Here is a 15,076-nt window from a genome sequence, read left to right as displayed (position 1 = left end):
TTATTGATCATCGATATACGTTTTAGCATCAAAGCCTCTCACCCAGTCGGGATGAAACACCAACATACCTGTGAGAATAATCCCATTCATTAGCCCCTCGGGGAACATAATGAGCGGCAGGTAACGTACATACTCTAAGATAATTTTATCGAAACTGTATACGCCATCCAGAACCAAAATACTGCTTGCCGCAAGCCCAGCACCCGCCGATGACAAACCTGCACCAAAAAAACCACACACAAAGAGAAAGACAAAAAAGTTTTTACTCAGCTTTTTATCCACAAACCATTGGATTAAACAGGTAATAGCGACAGGACAAAGCACCGAGCATGTACCACTGAGAAACAGGCTATCCCAACTCTCTTTACCTATGATTGCCATACCCAAGAGCGCCACTGTGCCCGACAGAATTGCTAAATCCCAACCAAAGACAAGCGTCATCATCGTCACACCCAGAAAATGAATGCCTAACCCCGGTGAAATACCCGCACGCATGGACCACAACACAACAAGCAACACTGTCGCGCCACCTAACATGTGCTGCAAGGTTTTGTTATGTAAAAAGACGTTCCAAGGTGTGTTGCGCAACGCAAAGCATACAGCGAGAAGGTAAATGACACCCCCGAAGATCAGCCAAGGCGTCGTTATTAATCCATCAGTAAAACTCATAATACGTCTTCATCTTAGTGTATTGAAGGGACTCTAAAGCATCAAACTCAGTAGTAACGCATCCTCTCGCTCATCCGGAGAGCTGGGTACAGGGTAGTAATTTTTACGCCGCCCCTCTTCAACAAAGCCAAAACGCTGGTAAAGGGATCGAGCAGCCGTATTGGACTCCCTAACCTCTAACATTAATCGCTCGACAGCCTGCCCTTTCAGTAACGGTAAACACGCGGTGATAAGCTGGCCAGCCAGCCCTGCGCCTCGACATTCAGGCATAATCCCTATCTGTAATAGTTCCGCCTCATCCAACACGGTACTGATAAAGATAAATCCTACCAACTTAGGTGTAAAAACGCCTAAGGATATCCCGCGAGGATGTGCTAACTGCCGCACGATCTGCGCCTGTGACCAGTCTCCGCAATCCTTTAACTGAACAAGATCCGAGAGATCCCCAGCAGTCAGCGGCCTACAGTCCACCATCACCCTATGACAGCGCCGTTAGTAGGGGCTGCATGTCGGTCCAAATTTGCTTTTTGATACCCGGCAACTGCATCGCTTCCGTTAAACTGTGACTCGCAATCGCTTTAACCCCCGAACGCAACTCAAAACAGATACCTTTAAGCTGTTCCAGTGGTTCTTGACGTTCCATCGCCATCTGCACCGCCGCCTCGCCAAACAACAACACGGCTTTAATCGGGTAAGCCTGTAACTCTTTCGATAACTTATGCTGAACAGCGATAGAAGCCTGCTTATAGCCCTGATCTAAGGTTTTACTCGCAAACATCGGCCAAGGCAGCATAAACGCAGGGCCCTGTTCACCTTCAATGCCTAATGCGCTAGCGATCGCTTTCGCTAATGCTTGATAGTTATCGCCAAAATGCCCCCCCTGCGGAGGTACACTGTCCACCACCAAAAGCTCACCGACCCGTAAAAAAGCTAATTTAAAGCGTGGAGGCTCAAGGTTAGCCTCAACACTCGGCTCTGCCACGGCGTCATCAACAGACTCAGCGCTGAGCGGTGGCGATAACGAAGAAGGCTCTGCCACAGGTGACAAGGGCGCTGGTTCTACTTTCGGTGTTGATGCAGGTTCTGCCCCTAAACCCAACGCGGCACGCGCTTGCGACATACTTTGTTGCGCTGTCGCTCGGGCAGCGGGAGTTGTAGGGGCACTTTTGGATAGAGGTGATACGGAGGGGCCGGATGCCGCCAAAGCAGACCGCGCACTTGCGGCACGATCTGACTCAAAAGGGATCTCCGGTGCAGGGTATCTAAAATCAGAAACCCAAGCAGCCGATTCTGCCGCGCCCGGTAATACAGCACAAGGCAGCCAACTAGAAACCCCTAGCGCTTCTAGATATTGATGACGCAGCTGCTCTTGTTCCATATTAACGACCCCTTCACGAATCATTAAACCTGTGGATGTGCTTTCTGAATATTAGCATCGAGCATATTCAGCGCATGAATGTACGCCTTTGCCGATGCAATAATAATATCCGTATCTGCACCTAAACCATTCACTATACGCCCACCCTTCTCCAAACGAACCGTCACCTCACCTTGAGAGTCCGTCCCTTCAGTCACCGCATTAACAGAGTAGATCTGCAAGCTAGCGCCGGAGTTGGCAATAGATTCGATCGCTTTAAACGTTGCATCTACGGGACCGCTGCCATCCGCTTCTGCTGTTTGTTCTTGATCATCAATCTGCATCACGATTTTAGCCATCGGCGTTTCACCCGTCTGAGAGGTGACCGATAAGCTACTCAGCTTAAATAGCTCACTGCTTGCTGATGCGCGGGTATCACTCACTAACGCCACTAAATCTTCATCAAAGATCTCATGCTTTTTATCCGCGAGTTCTTTAAAACGAGAAAACGCATTGTTGAGTTCAAGGTCCGATGACAGTGACGTGCCTAGCTCTTCTAAACGGCTCCGAAATGCAGCCCGTCCTGAATGTTTACCCAACACCATGCGGTTGGTATGCCAGCCCACATCCTGCGCCGTCATAATCTCGTAAGTCTCACGATGCTTCAGCACACCATCTTGGTGAATACCGGATTCATGGGCAAACGCATTGGCACCGACAATCGCTTTGTTCGGCTGTACAGGAAAGCCTGTCACACTAGACACTAAACGCGACGCGGGCACAATCTGGGTTGTATCTATATTGCTCGACACGCCGAGCGAGTCTTTACGTGTACGGATCGCCATGACTACTTCTTCAAGCGACGCGTTACCTGCACGCTCACCTAAACCGTTAATCGTACACTCTACCTGACGCGCACCCGCGCCCACCGCAGCAAGCGAGTTAGCCACAGCCAAGCCTAAATCATTATGGCAATGTACAGAGAAAACCGCTTTATCCGCATTTGGAATACGTTGAATCAACTGACTAATCGTATTCGCAAACTCACCTGGCACCGCGTATCCCACAGTATCGGGAATATTAATAGTACGGGCACCCGCATCAATCACTTTCTCAATGATCTGACACATAAAGTCCAGCTCAGAGCGGCTGGCATCTTCTAATGAAAATTCCACATCATCGATCAAATTACGTGCGCGTGTCACAGCCTTAACCGCTTGCTCGACCACCTGATCAGCACTCATCTGAAGCTTATACTTCATATGAATCGGCGAGGTAGCGATAAACGTATGGATACGCCCCATCGCAGCATTTTTCAGCGCTTCACCTGCACGATCTATATCTGCATCTAAGGCACGGGATAGTGAACAGATACGGCTTTCAGTCACCGCATCCGCGATCGCTTTAACCGACTCAAAGTCACCCGGGCTAGCAATAGCAAAACCCGCCTCGATCACATCCACCCGCATTTTCTCTAACTGCTTTGCAATACGCAGTTTTTCATCACGGGTCATGGAGGCGCCAGGGCTTTGCTCACCATCACGCAAGGTTGTATCAAAAATTATTACACGATTATCATTATTCATCAGGAGCGCTCCAAACCAACTCACTAGCGATCAATACTACTATTATCACTGCTCACTAAATTCTTTACAAAAACTGGACAAAAATAGGTATGAGAGAACTATACTCAAAGTTCCAATAAATAGTTTTCAATAGATAAAACTCTCTATTTAATGGGAATAGTAATCTGCGTTGTAATACTCTTTTGATAGCCTATGACTGGGCTATAAAAGTAGGGATTTGCGTGGTTATCCAGTGACCACCACTATAGCGCCAGAGCTATGTTTTGCAACCAAAGTTTGTCTCTTCATACAACAAAAGAAGATCATCATGGATAAAGAATTTGATCGCCCAATAGACCGAAAAGGAACCGCTAGCCAAAAGTGGGAAAAGTACGGTGATAGCGACATTTTACCGATGTGGGTTGCCGATACCGACTTTATGTCCCCCCCTTGTGTACTTGATGCGCTGAAAGAGCGTATAGATCACGGCATTTTTGGTTACACCGTTGTACCTAGCGAATTAAACCAACTCGTTATTCATCGCATGCAAACGCTCTACCAGTGGGATGTAGATGCGGACGCCATCATCTGGCTACCCGGATTAGTATGCGGACTTAACCTTGCCTGTCGCGCTGTAGGTAAAAGCGGTGATACGGTCATTTCCCCCAAACCGATCTACCCTCCATTTATGTCATCACCGCGACTCTCAGATAGGGAGGTCTGCACCGTTCCGCTTAAACAGGTGGATCAGCGTTTTATTATTGACCTCAACGTACTTGAGAACAGCATTACTGATCACACCCGCCTACTGCTTTTTTGCAATCCCCATAACCCCGGTGGCGCGGTTTACAAGCGAGAGGAGCTTGAAGCCCTAGCGGCCCTTATCCTCAAACATGATCTTTATGTCTGCTCAGATGAGATCCATTGCGACCTGATTTTAGAGCCCGGCTTAAAACATACGCCGCTTGCCTCTCTAGGTGAGGAGATTGCGCTACGCACCATTACGCTTATGGCCCCCAGCAAAACATATAATATTGCGGGACTTGGCTGCTCATTTGCGATCATCAAAGACAAAAAACTACGCCAACAATTCATGAACGTCCGTAAAGGCATCGTTCCCGATGTAAACTTGCTCGGCTATACGGCAACGATGGCCGCCTATAAGGATGGGGATGAGTGGAACAAAAAACAGCTCGACTACCTACGTAGCAACCGTGACTACTTGCAGCAAGAAATCAACTTAATCCCTGGGCTTAAACTGCTCCCGATTGAAGCGACCTACCTTGCGTGGATCGATATATCCGGTGCAAAACTAACCAACCCTGCCCACTTCTTTGAACAAGCCGGTGTCGGCATGTCACCCGGTCGAGATTTTGGTGATGGAAACTATATGCGCTTAAACTTCGGCTGCCCAAGAAGCACCCTTGAAGAAGCGGTACACCGTATCAAAACCGCCTTACTCAATGAACTACCCGCGTAAAGCGACTGAAGTAATAACGCGTAACAAACACCCAATGGAGACAACTCTCTATTGGGTGCGTTACCCAGCACACTAACCGATTAACACACTATGCCCGCGTATGATCAAAGGGGATCACCTCTGCAATAGACGTGGCATCCGAAGCGAGCATTAACAAACGATCAACCCCTAAGGCAACACCGGCACAATCAGGCAGTCCAGCGGCAAGGGCATCTACGAGTCGATCATCTAAAGGGCGTTGCGGAAGCCCTAAACTACCTCGCTGCGCTTGATCTGCCCGCAAACGCCGCGCTTGCTCTTGATGATCCGTCAGCTCATGGTAACCATTAGCTAACTCGACCCCCTTAATAAACAACTCAAAACGCGCCGCCACCTGCTCGCCTGCCCCATTCAACCTAACCTTCGCCAACGCGGCCTGTGAGGCGGGGTAATCGGTCACAAAAATTGCATCAACGTGGGCCAACTGCGGTTCAATCACATGGGAGAGCAAAAGATTTAACCATGTGTCAGGGTCATCATCCTCTAACTCAATATCCACATGTTTTTTAGTTTCAGCCACCAATTCAGCAAGCTCGACCTGCTCTGGTCTAAATCCTAAATAACGCATAAACAGGTCAGAATAGGTCACACGCTCAATAGACGTTAGGCCTAATACCGGCTGCACTAAGGCTTCCACCTCATCCATTAACTGCTGATCATCATACCCAGGCTGATACCACTCAAGCATCGTGAATTCAGGGTTATGACGACGGCCACACTCGCCATTTCGGAAGACCTTACCCATCTGATAGATCGCCCCACTCCCCGCCGCAAGTAGGCGCTTCATGGCATACTCTGGCGATGTTTGCAGGTAATACTTCTGAGTATCAATCCCTACTACAGGGCTATAATCCAGCTCAAAACTATCAATAAACGGGTCACTCACTGCACACTGGGACATCACAGGTGTATCAACTTCCAACACATTTAACTGTTGGAAAAAGTGACGGATATACGCAAACAACGCTGCCCGCTGGGTTAAACGTTCAATCGTTGCCGATGGCTGCCAATCACTCATCTTTATTTACCCATTACCAAAAAAGCCATTACCAACCACACCGCACCAACAAAAACGGCAGCCTAAGCTGCCGTTTCCATTAATCACTCGCCATACTATGCACGGGAAACATATTCACCCGTACGTGTATCAATTTTTAGCACTTCGCCTTGGTTGATAAACAACGGCACACGTACAATCGCACCTGTCGCCAACGTAGCTGGCTTAGAGCCCCCTTGCGCAGTATCACCTTTAAGACCTGGGTCTGTCTCAACCACTTCCAACTCAACAAAGTTCGCTGGCATAACAGCAATCGGATTACCGTTAAACAAGGTTACCGTGACGGAATCCTGCTCTTTTAACCATGGTTTAGCATCAGAGACCGCGTTTTCATCCGCACCCACCTGCTCAAACGTATTTGGATCCATAAAGTACCAAAGCTCGCCATCGTAGTATGAATACTCCATTGTCGTATCCATAACATCTGCTGCTTCAACACTTTCGCCCGATTTGAAAGTACGTTCCCAAATACGACCTGACATCAAGTTACGCAACTTAACACGTGTAAATGCTTGTCCCTTACCCGGCTTTACAAATTCAACGTCAACCATTGAACATGGATCACCATCGATCATTACTTTCATACCGTTCTTGAACTGGTTAGAAGAAAAATTCGCCATAATGTCCTACGCATCTCTTATAATTTGCTATTCAACTAACAACATCGCTGTCAGCAGTAAAATTGACAGACATTCTACTAGAAAGGAGAATGCGAGCAACTTCCAGCTGCCATTCTGCCGAAAAACACTATGAATTCTTTCCAAAAGACGGCCAAAATCAACAAAATACCGCTTCAAAGTGACAAAAACGCCTCGTGGCAGCAGCTATTAAGCCATACAATTAACTCCCCACAAGCCTTGATTGAACGGCTCGAATTACCCAACAGTTTTCTTCAAGGTGCCCTCGATGGCGCAAATGAGTTTGCCCTTAAAGTACCTGAGCCCTATTTAGAAAAAATAAAAAAAGGCGACCCTGCTGACCCTTTACTACGACAGATCCTCCCGCTAGATGCAGAGCTAGACACAATCCCGGGCTACGTTACCGATCCTTTAGCCGAGATGGGTGCCAACCACCGGGATGGACTTATCCACAAGTACAAAGGCCGGGTACTTCTGATTATTAGTGGCGCTTGTGCAATCAATTGCCGCTACTGCTTTCGCCGTCACTTTCCGTACCAAGAAAACCGTTTAGGCCCCGACCAATGGCAAGGCATACTGGATTATCTCACTGCAGACCCAAGTATCAGCGAAGTGATTTTCTCTGGAGGCGATCCGCTCGCCACATCGGATGAACGCTTAATTCGCATGATTAAAGACCTTGAAGCCATCCCCCATTTAAAGCGTTTACGGATCCACACACGCCTGCCGATTGTGATCCCACAACGCATAACGACCGCGCTAACATCAATTTTAAAAGCCTGTCGATTTAATACGGTGATGGTACTCCACGCCAATCACCCCAATGAGTTAGATGCGCAGACCGGCGCCGTCGTCGCTGAACTAAAACAAGCCAATGTCACCGTATTAAACCAAGCCGTCTTACTAAAAGGCGTCAACGACAGCGTTGAAACCTTACAACAACTCAGCGAAACGCTTTTTCACTATGGCATTTTACCCTATTACCTTTTTACCTTAGACCCCGTACAAGGCGCGGCACACTTCAACGTCAGCGATGACACCGCATTAGATCTATTTGAACAGCTCCAAAATCTATTACCGGGGTATTTACTGCCTAAATTAGCCCGAGAGGTCCCTGCTAAAGGGTCTAAGACGCTCCTAAAACGCTAATATCACCCTCCTCCCCTAATGAAACCTTTTCATCTTTAAAAAATACCCCTTTTAAAACAACAGAAACGGCCGATAACGATCATCTCAGGTGCAAAAAGGTGACGTTATGCGTATTTCCGCTTCAGATATTTCGTTTGACACGCAGAGTGACAAACTCACACACACCCATGTGACAGAGGAGCTGACTGAAGGTTACGTTCCCTCAGGAAGCACGTTCAGCAAAGAAAACCTCATAGCAGGAACCCACACTGAGCACTCAAAAACCGACAAGGTCCACGACAGCAGCACAGAGAAGCCCACCTATTCCGACCTTAGGAAAAAACTGGCACAAGACAACACCGGTAAATACTCCCTCGACCAACTCCTCAACAACGTCAGCAAACGCAGTAACACAAACCTGTTTGAGCTCACCCCTGAAGACAAGTTAAAGATCATGCTCCTTAAAAAGATCTACGAAAGTTTGACTGGAAAAACCTTCCATGTCGGCATTCTAGACCTCGCCTCATCAAACAGCAGCTCAACTCAGGCAAACCCGGCCATCGCCTTAGCCAACGAAAGCGGTGCATTAGCATACGGCCTTGATTACCGTTACGAAGAAACAATCGAGCAACAGGAGCGTCTTCAGTTTCAAGCCCAAGGCCAAGTCAGAACCGCTGACGGCAACGTGATAGATTTAGATCTTGAGCTCAATCTCAGCCGTTCGGTTAGCGAAAGCCAACATTTCCGGATACGCATGGGCGCTGCGCTTAAAGACCCTCTTGTCATCAATTTCTCAGGACAAGCAGCTGAACTCACCTCACAGCAGATCAGCTTCGACATAGATATGGATGGCGAAACGGAGCTAATACACCAACTTTCAGAACAAAGTGGTTACATCGCCCTCGACCGAAACGGAAATGAACAGATCGACGATGGCAGTGAACTGTTTGGCGCTGCCACGGGTAATGGGTTCGACGAATTAGCCGCTTATGATGATGACGGTAACGGCTTTATCGATGAAAACGATGCGGTGTGGGATAACCTGAGAATCTGGGTCCAACAGGATGATGGCAGCAGCAGTCTGTTCACCTTAGCTGAAAAAGGCGTAGGCGCACTCTATCTCGGTTATGAAACCACAGAGTGGGAACTCACAGCCGGCCCCAACAGCAACGAAATCGCAGGGCAGGTAAGAGCGACAGGGCTGTTTTTAACGGAACAAGGGGAAACCGGCACCCTGCAACAGGTTGATCTTGTTATATAAAGATGTAAATAGGTTACAACTTAGCTTGACGCTACCCACGGGGTTTAATAGCATGCTTTAGTATATAAAAAGATAATGTATACACATCATGGACGATTTTATGTCAAATACCCCTCAAGCTTCTTCCAAGAGCTACGCTATCGCGGTTTCGCTCTCTGCTATCTTCGGCGTATTAGGTATACATCACTTCTATTTAGGTCGATATATCGAAGGCATTATCGATTTCAGTCTCGCGGTTTTAACCATGTATTTTTATTTACACGGCGAAATACTCTGGGCTGTTGCGTTCTTCGCTATCGACACGCTTCACACATTTATTATTACCATCATGCTCCTAACTGGATCATTTAAAGACGGCCACGGAAAGTACGTTTGCTACCCAGGCCAAACGCTAAAAACCCCCTTTCAAGGATAAGACAAATGACTGAACCAACAACAGTAAACGCAGCCCCTCAAGTAATTATTAGTGAAAAAGGATTTGTACCTACGTTACTACTTTGCTTTTTCTTAGGCGTATTAGGTGTTCACCGCTTCTATGTCGGTAAAATTGGTACAGGCATACTTATGCTGCTGACATTGGGTGGGTTAGGCATCTGGTCACTTGTGGACTTCATCATGATCGCTGTTGGATCTTTCAAAGATAAAAACGGTCATACGATCAAGCCAGCATAATACAACTCGGCGCTACGTGTTTTATAGCGCACGTAACGCCGAACCTCTCTCGATTACAAATCTACTTGCTTCGGCACGGTTCGGCCTTCATACCAATTTTCCTTATCGATCCGCGCATTAATCGTATCAATCCGGTGCTGTAGTTTTGGGTGACTCAGCAACCATGTCGGCAGCTTGTCAGTGTCCTCTTTCGCTTCATACTCCTCCTGCATAATCGTGAAAAACGTCGTCGCGCCCGCAACATGTCCATAATGACGCTGCAACGTATCTAACGCGGCTAAATCAGCACTTTCCTCCTGCCCCCGACTAAACACCAACATGCCCAACTCCGAACCTGTATTAAAAATAGTGCCGGGATCACCCGCAAAAAAGCTATAGGCCACCTGTAAAGCAAGACCACGGCTGACGCTCACAATAGGATCTCTATGTTTTACGTGGGCGATCTCGTGGGCCAGTACCATTGAGAGTGCATTTTCATTGGGCATCGCCTCCACCAACCCACGTAAAACAAAAATATTGCACCCTAAGGTTGCAAACGCGTTGATCTCTGGCGTATCGAGGTAATGTACGTTGATACGTACAGGCTCATCAAATCCGCTTTTAGCAGTGAGGTCATCCACTATCGTTTGCAAATACCGCTCTACACGCTGCTGCTCCGCATCAAGCGTATTATATTTTTCAAATAGCGCTTCATAAGGTTTAACAAAACGCGTTTCTGCACTCAAAGGTACATGAATAAGTAAACGATCAGCGAACCAGATCAGGGCAGCAACCGCCACAACAAACAGCGTGACACCGATAACCAACCAACGCATAAAGGCTTTAACCTGCTGGTCATGGCTGTCGGGAAATTGGTAATTATTGGGTGCGCTATCAGGCATAAGAAAATCCTTTTAAATGTGCAGGCGAATCATAGAGAGCGCGCCATATTACCACTCCCTAAAGCAGATCGCCCATCTCCCTCATACCTTAGGCATAGGCGGCATAGGAAACGCAGCAACCGAGCCCTTAGCTTCCGTAATTTTTGCAACCCCTTCGCGCTCAACTTCATCGATACGAACAATGGCATTTTGCGGAATAAAAGAGCGTTTCACCCCACTAAATTTTGTTTTTAGTTTCTCTTCACCGGGATCAACGACCAAGCCAGAACGGTTACCAAAGACAAAGCCCTCGACTTCGACAAATCCCCAAAGATCACTTTGATAAACATGTTTAACATACAGCTCAAACACCTGATCCTGATTGACAAACATGACACGATAAAGACGATCATCCTTAGCCATTGAATACCTTTTATTATGAATTTCTCTAAAAACGGAACGAAAAAACCACTCACTATAAAGATAGATAAGGCCAACACTCACTTTTTCAAGTCCGTATCCAGCGCTCGCCATAAAAGCAGCCCACAAAAAAAGCCTGTCCCTAAGGCCGCTCTTAACTGTTCATTATCTGGCCGCTTCAGTATAATCCCGGTCCTTTGACAGGCTGAATGCTGTAAACGCACTCAGTTAATGAAACACGCTAGATACAGGTGAACAATGGCGAAGAAGCTATTTATTAAGACTCACGGTTGCCAGATGAACGAATACGACTCTGCGCGTATGGCTGACCTTCTGGGAGAAAGTCATGAGCTCGAGTTAACAGAAGATGCTAATGAGGCAGACGTTCTGTTGCTTAACACCTGTTCTATTCGTGAAAAAGCACAAGAAAAAGTGTTCCATCAACTGGGACGCTGGCGCAAATTGAAAGCAAAAAACCCTGATATCAAAATCGGGATTGGCGGTTGTGTTGCCAGCCAAGAAGGGAAAAGCATACTCAAGCGTGCGCCCTATGTGGACATGATTTTTGGACCACAAACCTTGCACCGCCTGCCTGAGATGATCAATGAGTCCAATGCCGGCGGCGTTGGTATTGTGGATGTTTCATTCCCTGAGATCGAAAAATTCGACCACCTTCCTGCCCCTAAGGTAGAAGGCGCCGAAGCGTTTGTTTCCGTAATGGAAGGCTGCTCCAAATACTGCACATTTTGTGTTGTACCTTACACCCGTGGTGAAGAGGTTAGCCGCCCACTGGATGATGTTATTACCGAATGCGTCGAACTTGCAGAGCAAGGGGTACGAGAAGTTAACTTACTCGGGCAAAACGTCAACGCTTACCGTGGCGATACCCACGATGGCGATAGCGCCGATTTAGCCGAGCTTATCCGCTGCGTAGCGGCTGTTGATGGCATCGACCGTATCCGTTTCACCACCAGCCATCCGGTGGAATTTACGGATAGCCTTATCGAAGCCTATGCCGAGGTACCGGAGCTCGTTAGCTTCCTTCACCTTCCCGTTCAAAGCGGATCCGATAAAATTTTAATGGCGATGAAACGTGGCCATACCGCGCTAGAATATAAATCGAAAATACGCCGTATCCGCAAAGCCCGCCCAGATATTGAGATATCCTCTGACTTTATTATCGGTTTCCCCAATGAAACGGATGCCGACTTTGAAGCAACCATGAAACTGATTGAAGATATAGGCTTTGATAACAGCTACAGTTTTATCTACAGCCGCCGCCCAGGCACACCAGCGTCAGATCTACCAGATAACATCGATGACGAAACAAAAAAACAGCGTTTAAAAATTCTACAAACACGTATTGTACAAAACGCACAGCAGATCAGCCGTAAAATGGTGGGTACGGCACAACGTATCCTCGTCAACGGCTACTCTAAAAAAGACCCTGGGCTACTATCCGGCAGAACAGAAAACAACCGTGTCGTCAATTTCCGTTGTGACAACCCTGATTTAATTGGCCACTTTGCCGATGTAAATATCCTCGACGCGTACGCTAACTCACTGGTCGGTGAACTCATCTGCTCGGAACTGGACGATAACTTCCCACAAAAGGCGGGCTTAGCTTGAGCACTGCACAATCGATCAAACTTACACTTGAACCTGAGAATGCTGCCTTTTTGGCGAACCTGTGCGGACCGTTTAATGAACACATTAAACTGTTAGAGAAACGTTTAGGTGTTGAGATCCGCAACCACGGCAACCATTTCCAATTATTAGGCGATATCGACATTATCCAAACGGTTTCGGGCATGCTTAAAAGCCTTTATAACGAAGCGGTCCAAGATAAACGTTTATCACCTGAGCAAATACACCTACTGATTCAGCAAAGCGGCATAGATCAGGTTACGAGTAACCCAACAGTGACGGATATCGATATCAGTATCCGTACCAAAAAAGTGTTAATTCGTCCCCGTGGAGAGAACCAGCAAGGCTATGTCCGTTCTATTTTGCAGCACGATATTAACTTTGGTATCGGCCCCGCAGGTACAGGCAAAACCTATTTAGCCGTAGCCTGCGCGGTTGATGCTTTAGAGCGTGAAGAGGTTGACCGTATCCTCTTAGTTCGCCCTGCCGTTGAAGCGGGTGAAAAACTAGGTTTTCTACCGGGCGATCTAAGTCAAAAAGTCGATCCTTATTTACGCCCTTTATACGATGCACTCTACGAGATGCTAGGGTTTGAGCGCGTAGGCAAACTGATTGAACGCAATGTGATTGAAGTCGCACCTTTAGCATTTATGCGAGGCCGTACGCTCAACAACTCATTTGTGATTCTAGATGAGAGCCAAAACACCACACGAGAACAGATGAAAATGTTTCTCACCCGAATTGGGTTTGGCACAACCGCTGTGATCACCGGTGATATAACCCAAGTTGATCTCCCTAAAGGCACACGCTCAGGCTTAATACACGCCATGCACGTGCTAGACGGTGTAAAAGGTATAGGCTTTACCCAGTTCACCGCGAAAGATGTTGTACGCCACCCACTTGTTCAACATATAGTGCGTGCGTATGACCGTTTTGAAAAGCAAGACAGTACTCAGGATAAACGTCTATGAGTTTTGATTGCGACATACAGTATGAAACGGCGGGTGAACTACCCACCGAAGCCCAATTTAACGCATGGGTCCATGCCGCCTTATCGACACAGCTCAGCGAAGGCGAACTTTGTATTCGGGTGGTCACACCAGACGAGAGTCAAACGCTCAACCATACCTACCGAGGCAAAGATAAGCCCACAAATGTGCTATCGTTCCCGTTTGAGGTACCAGAAGGCATCCCGCTGCAGCTACTAGGTGATCTAGTTATCTGTGCCGATATCGTCAAGCAAGAAGCGGAAGAACAGAAAAAGGCGCTATTCGACCACTGGGCCCACATGGTTGTTCACGGCTGCTTGCATCTTATCGGTTTCGATCATATAAATGATGAAGAAGCGGAAGAGATGGAAGATCTCGAAAGAAAAATACTTGCCAGCATAGATATTGCTGATCCCTACCGGGAAGAAAACTAACTAAGGACGAATAGACACACCATGAGCGAAGATCGATCGGGACAAAATAAAGGCTGGTTCGACAAACTAACCCACGCATTTAGCGATGAACCCAGAAGCCGAGAAGACCTGTTAACCGATTTACGTCAGGCCTCTGATGACAACCTGCTAGATAGCGAAGCACTCACCATTATGGAAGGGGCGATGCAAGTGGCTGACATGCAAGTACGTGATGTCATGATTCCACGCTCGCAGATGGTAGTCGTTGAAGCGGATCAAACACCAAAAGAGTTTTTACCGATTATCATCTCCAGTGCCCATTCACGCTTCCCCGTGATTGGAGAAACACCGGATGAAGTGCAAGGTATTTTACTGGCGAAAGATCTGCTGCCTTTAATACTCGAAGGCAACTTAGAACAGTTTGATCTAAAAAGTAAGCTCCGTAACGTGACCTTTATACCGGAGTCAAAACGCCTTAATGTGCTGCTGAAAGAGTTTCGCGTTACCCGCAATCACATGGCGGTTGTCATGGATGAATATGGTGGTGTATCTGGCTTAATCACCATCGAAGACGTGCTTGAACAGATTGTTGGCGAAATCGAAGATGAACATGATAGCGAAGAGGATGATGGCAACATCAAACCTTTCGATGACAACGCATTTATTGTAAAAGCTTTAACACCGGTTGATGATTTTAATGACTACTTCTCTATCTCTTTCCCCGATGAAGAGTTTGATACCATTGGCGGTATCGTCACTCAACAGTTCGGCCACCTGCCGAAAAAAGATGAGTCGGTACAGATAGACGGTTTCCACTTTAAAATCCTATCCGCCGATACACGCCGCATTCGGTTACTTCAGGTTTCCAGAGAAGAGTAAAC

Annotated in this window: 17 protein-coding genes; 9 read left to right on the top strand and 8 right to left on the bottom strand. The window is 47.3% G+C overall.

Annotated features, from left to right (window positions below; genetic code table 11):
- Genes A3773_RS12470 through A3773_RS12455 form a run of 4 tightly spaced genes read right to left on the bottom strand, consistent with a single transcriptional unit; the run spans position 1 to position 3,612 of the window.
- Complete coding sequence (locus A3773_RS12470; RefSeq protein ID WP_067986505.1) at positions 1–669, bottom strand: energy-coupling factor ABC transporter permease; 669 nt, start codon at positions 667–669, stop codon at positions 1–3.
- 33 nt (positions 670–702) lie between these two features.
- The gene (rimI, locus tag A3773_RS12465; RefSeq protein WP_067986503.1) at positions 703–1,143 is read right to left on the bottom strand and encodes a ribosomal protein S18-alanine N-acetyltransferase; all 441 of its coding nucleotides are present in this window, start codon (positions 1,141–1,143) and stop codon (positions 703–705) included.
- Between the two features lie 4 nt (positions 1,144–1,147).
- The gene (locus tag A3773_RS12460; protein ID WP_156473528.1) at positions 1,148–2,047 is read right to left on the bottom strand and encodes a uracil-DNA glycosylase family protein; all 900 of its coding nucleotides are present in this window, start codon (positions 2,045–2,047) and stop codon (positions 1,148–1,150) included.
- 23 nt (positions 2,048–2,070) lie between these two features.
- Positions 2,071–3,612 carry a 2-isopropylmalate synthase gene (locus A3773_RS12455; RefSeq protein WP_067986499.1) on the bottom strand — a complete coding sequence of 514 codons (1,542 nt, stop codon included), beginning with the start codon at positions 3,610–3,612 and terminating at the stop codon, positions 2,071–2,073.
- A 307-nt stretch (positions 3,613–3,919) separates the two neighbouring features.
- Here A3773_RS12455 and A3773_RS12450 point away from each other — a divergent pair, with 307 nt between their 5' ends.
- On the top strand, positions 3,920–5,071 hold the full coding sequence (locus A3773_RS12450) for a MalY/PatB family protein (protein WP_067986497.1): 1,152 nt from the start codon (positions 3,920–3,922) through the stop codon (positions 5,069–5,071).
- Between the two features lie 88 nt (positions 5,072–5,159).
- Here the strand turns inward: A3773_RS12450 and epmA are convergent, their stop codons facing one another.
- Both epmA and efp read right to left on the bottom strand, forming a co-directional pair.
- Complete coding sequence (gene epmA, locus A3773_RS12445) at positions 5,160–6,128, bottom strand: EF-P lysine aminoacylase EpmA (RefSeq protein WP_197462780.1); 969 nt, start codon at positions 6,126–6,128, stop codon at positions 5,160–5,162.
- Between the two features lie 95 nt (positions 6,129–6,223).
- Positions 6,224–6,787, bottom strand: a complete 564-nt coding sequence (gene efp, locus A3773_RS12440) for an elongation factor P (RefSeq protein WP_067986493.1) — start codon at positions 6,785–6,787, stop codon at positions 6,224–6,226.
- Between the two features lie 129 nt (positions 6,788–6,916).
- On the opposite strand from efp, the gene epmB reads away from it, so the two are divergent.
- The 4 genes from epmB to A3773_RS12420 all read left to right on the top strand — a co-directional run bounded on the left by epmB (position 6,917) and on the right by A3773_RS12420 (position 9,866).
- The gene (epmB, locus tag A3773_RS12435) at positions 6,917–7,954 is read left to right on the top strand and encodes an EF-P beta-lysylation protein EpmB (RefSeq protein WP_067986491.1); all 1,038 of its coding nucleotides are present in this window, start codon (positions 6,917–6,919) and stop codon (positions 7,952–7,954) included.
- A gap of 106 nt (positions 7,955–8,060) precedes the next feature.
- Positions 8,061–9,194 carry an SPM autocatalytic domain-containing protein gene (locus tag A3773_RS12430; protein WP_067986489.1) on the top strand — a complete coding sequence of 378 codons (1,134 nt, stop codon included), beginning with the start codon at positions 8,061–8,063 and terminating at the stop codon, positions 9,192–9,194.
- 100 nt (positions 9,195–9,294) lie between these two features.
- The gene (locus tag A3773_RS12425) at positions 9,295–9,609 is read left to right on the top strand and encodes a TM2 domain-containing protein (RefSeq protein WP_197462779.1); all 315 of its coding nucleotides are present in this window, start codon (positions 9,295–9,297) and stop codon (positions 9,607–9,609) included.
- Positions 9,610–9,614: 5 nt separating this feature from the next.
- Positions 9,615–9,866, top strand: coding sequence for a TM2 domain-containing protein (locus tag A3773_RS12420; RefSeq protein WP_067986485.1), 252 nt, complete (start codon positions 9,615–9,617; stop codon positions 9,864–9,866).
- A gap of 53 nt (positions 9,867–9,919) precedes the next feature.
- On the opposite strand, the gene A3773_RS12415 is transcribed toward A3773_RS12420, so the two are convergent.
- Together A3773_RS12415 and A3773_RS12410 are read right to left on the bottom strand one after the other, a co-directional pair.
- Positions 9,920–10,747 (bottom strand): M48 family metallopeptidase, encoded by an 828-nt coding sequence (locus tag A3773_RS12415; protein WP_067986483.1) that lies wholly within the window; start codon positions 10,745–10,747, stop codon positions 9,920–9,922.
- A gap of 81 nt (positions 10,748–10,828) precedes the next feature.
- Positions 10,829–11,149 carry a DUF1820 family protein gene (locus A3773_RS12410; protein WP_067986708.1) on the bottom strand — a complete coding sequence of 107 codons (321 nt, stop codon included), beginning with the start codon at positions 11,147–11,149 and terminating at the stop codon, positions 10,829–10,831.
- Positions 11,150–11,404: 255 nt separating this feature from the next.
- On the opposite strand from A3773_RS12410, the gene miaB reads away from it, so the two are divergent.
- The 4 genes from miaB to A3773_RS12390 are packed head-to-tail and all read left to right on the top strand — an operon-like array spanning position 11,405 to position 15,074.
- On the top strand, positions 11,405–12,775 hold the full coding sequence (gene miaB / locus A3773_RS12405) for a tRNA (N6-isopentenyl adenosine(37)-C2)-methylthiotransferase MiaB (protein ID WP_067986482.1): 1,371 nt from the start codon (positions 11,405–11,407) through the stop codon (positions 12,773–12,775).
- Positions 12,772–13,764 (top strand): PhoH family protein, encoded by a 993-nt coding sequence (locus A3773_RS12400; RefSeq protein ID WP_067986480.1) that lies wholly within the window; start codon positions 12,772–12,774, stop codon positions 13,762–13,764. Before miaB ends, A3773_RS12400 begins: the two co-directional genes overlap by 4 nt.
- Entirely contained in the window at positions 13,761–14,216 is a 456-nt protein-coding gene (ybeY, locus tag A3773_RS12395) for an rRNA maturation RNase YbeY (RefSeq protein ID WP_067986478.1), read from the top strand. Before A3773_RS12400 ends, ybeY begins: the two co-directional genes overlap by 4 nt.
- 21 nt (positions 14,217–14,237) lie before the next feature.
- Entirely contained in the window at positions 14,238–15,074 is an 837-nt protein-coding gene (locus A3773_RS12390; RefSeq protein WP_067986476.1) for a CorC family transporter, read from the top strand.
- Positions 15,075–15,076 lie beyond the last annotated feature (2 nt).

It is taken from the genome of Neptuniibacter pectenicola (assembly GCF_001597735.1).
GTDB classification, from domain to species: domain Bacteria; phylum Pseudomonadota; class Gammaproteobacteria; order Pseudomonadales; family Balneatricaceae; genus Neptuniibacter; species Neptuniibacter pectenicola.
This window is presented reverse-complemented; position numbering and strand designations above follow the sequence as displayed.

Excerpts from the sequence above, each read along its gene's own strand:
- A3773_RS12455 (WP_067986499.1), bottom strand. The coding sequence starts at position 3,612 with ATGAATAATGATAATCGTGTAATAATTTTTGATACAACCTTGCGTGAT.
- A3773_RS12390 (WP_067986476.1), top strand. The coding sequence starts at position 14,238 with ATGAGCGAAGATCGATCGGGACAAAATAAAGGCTGGTTCGACAAACTA.
- A3773_RS12415 (WP_067986483.1), bottom strand. The coding sequence starts at position 10,747 with ATGCCTGATAGCGCACCCAATAATTACCAATTTCCCGACAGCCATGAC.
- A3773_RS12470 (WP_067986505.1), bottom strand. The coding sequence starts at position 669 with ATGAGTTTTACTGATGGATTAATAACGACGCCTTGGCTGATCTTCGGG.
- epmA (WP_197462780.1), bottom strand. The coding sequence starts at position 6,128 with ATGAGTGATTGGCAGCCATCGGCAACGATTGAACGTTTAACCCAGCGG.
- ybeY (WP_067986478.1), top strand. The coding sequence starts at position 13,761 with ATGAGTTTTGATTGCGACATACAGTATGAAACGGCGGGTGAACTACCC.
- rimI (WP_067986503.1), bottom strand. The coding sequence starts at position 1,143 with ATGGTGGACTGTAGGCCGCTGACTGCTGGGGATCTCTCGGATCTTGTT.
- A3773_RS12450 (WP_067986497.1), top strand. The coding sequence starts at position 3,920 with ATGGATAAAGAATTTGATCGCCCAATAGACCGAAAAGGAACCGCTAGC.
- A3773_RS12410 (WP_067986708.1), bottom strand. The coding sequence starts at position 11,149 with ATGGCTAAGGATGATCGTCTTTATCGTGTCATGTTTGTCAATCAGGAT.
- efp (WP_067986493.1), bottom strand. The coding sequence starts at position 6,787 with ATGGCGAATTTTTCTTCTAACCAGTTCAAGAACGGTATGAAAGTAATG.
- A3773_RS12460 (WP_156473528.1), bottom strand. The coding sequence starts at position 2,047 with ATGGAACAAGAGCAGCTGCGTCATCAATATCTAGAAGCGCTAGGGGTT.
- A3773_RS12425 (WP_197462779.1), top strand. The coding sequence starts at position 9,295 with ATGTCAAATACCCCTCAAGCTTCTTCCAAGAGCTACGCTATCGCGGTT.
- A3773_RS12420 (WP_067986485.1), top strand. The coding sequence starts at position 9,615 with ATGACTGAACCAACAACAGTAAACGCAGCCCCTCAAGTAATTATTAGT.
- miaB (WP_067986482.1), top strand. The coding sequence starts at position 11,405 with ATGGCGAAGAAGCTATTTATTAAGACTCACGGTTGCCAGATGAACGAA.
- epmB (WP_067986491.1), top strand. The coding sequence starts at position 6,917 with ATGAATTCTTTCCAAAAGACGGCCAAAATCAACAAAATACCGCTTCAA.
- A3773_RS12430 (WP_067986489.1), top strand. The coding sequence starts at position 8,061 with ATGCGTATTTCCGCTTCAGATATTTCGTTTGACACGCAGAGTGACAAA.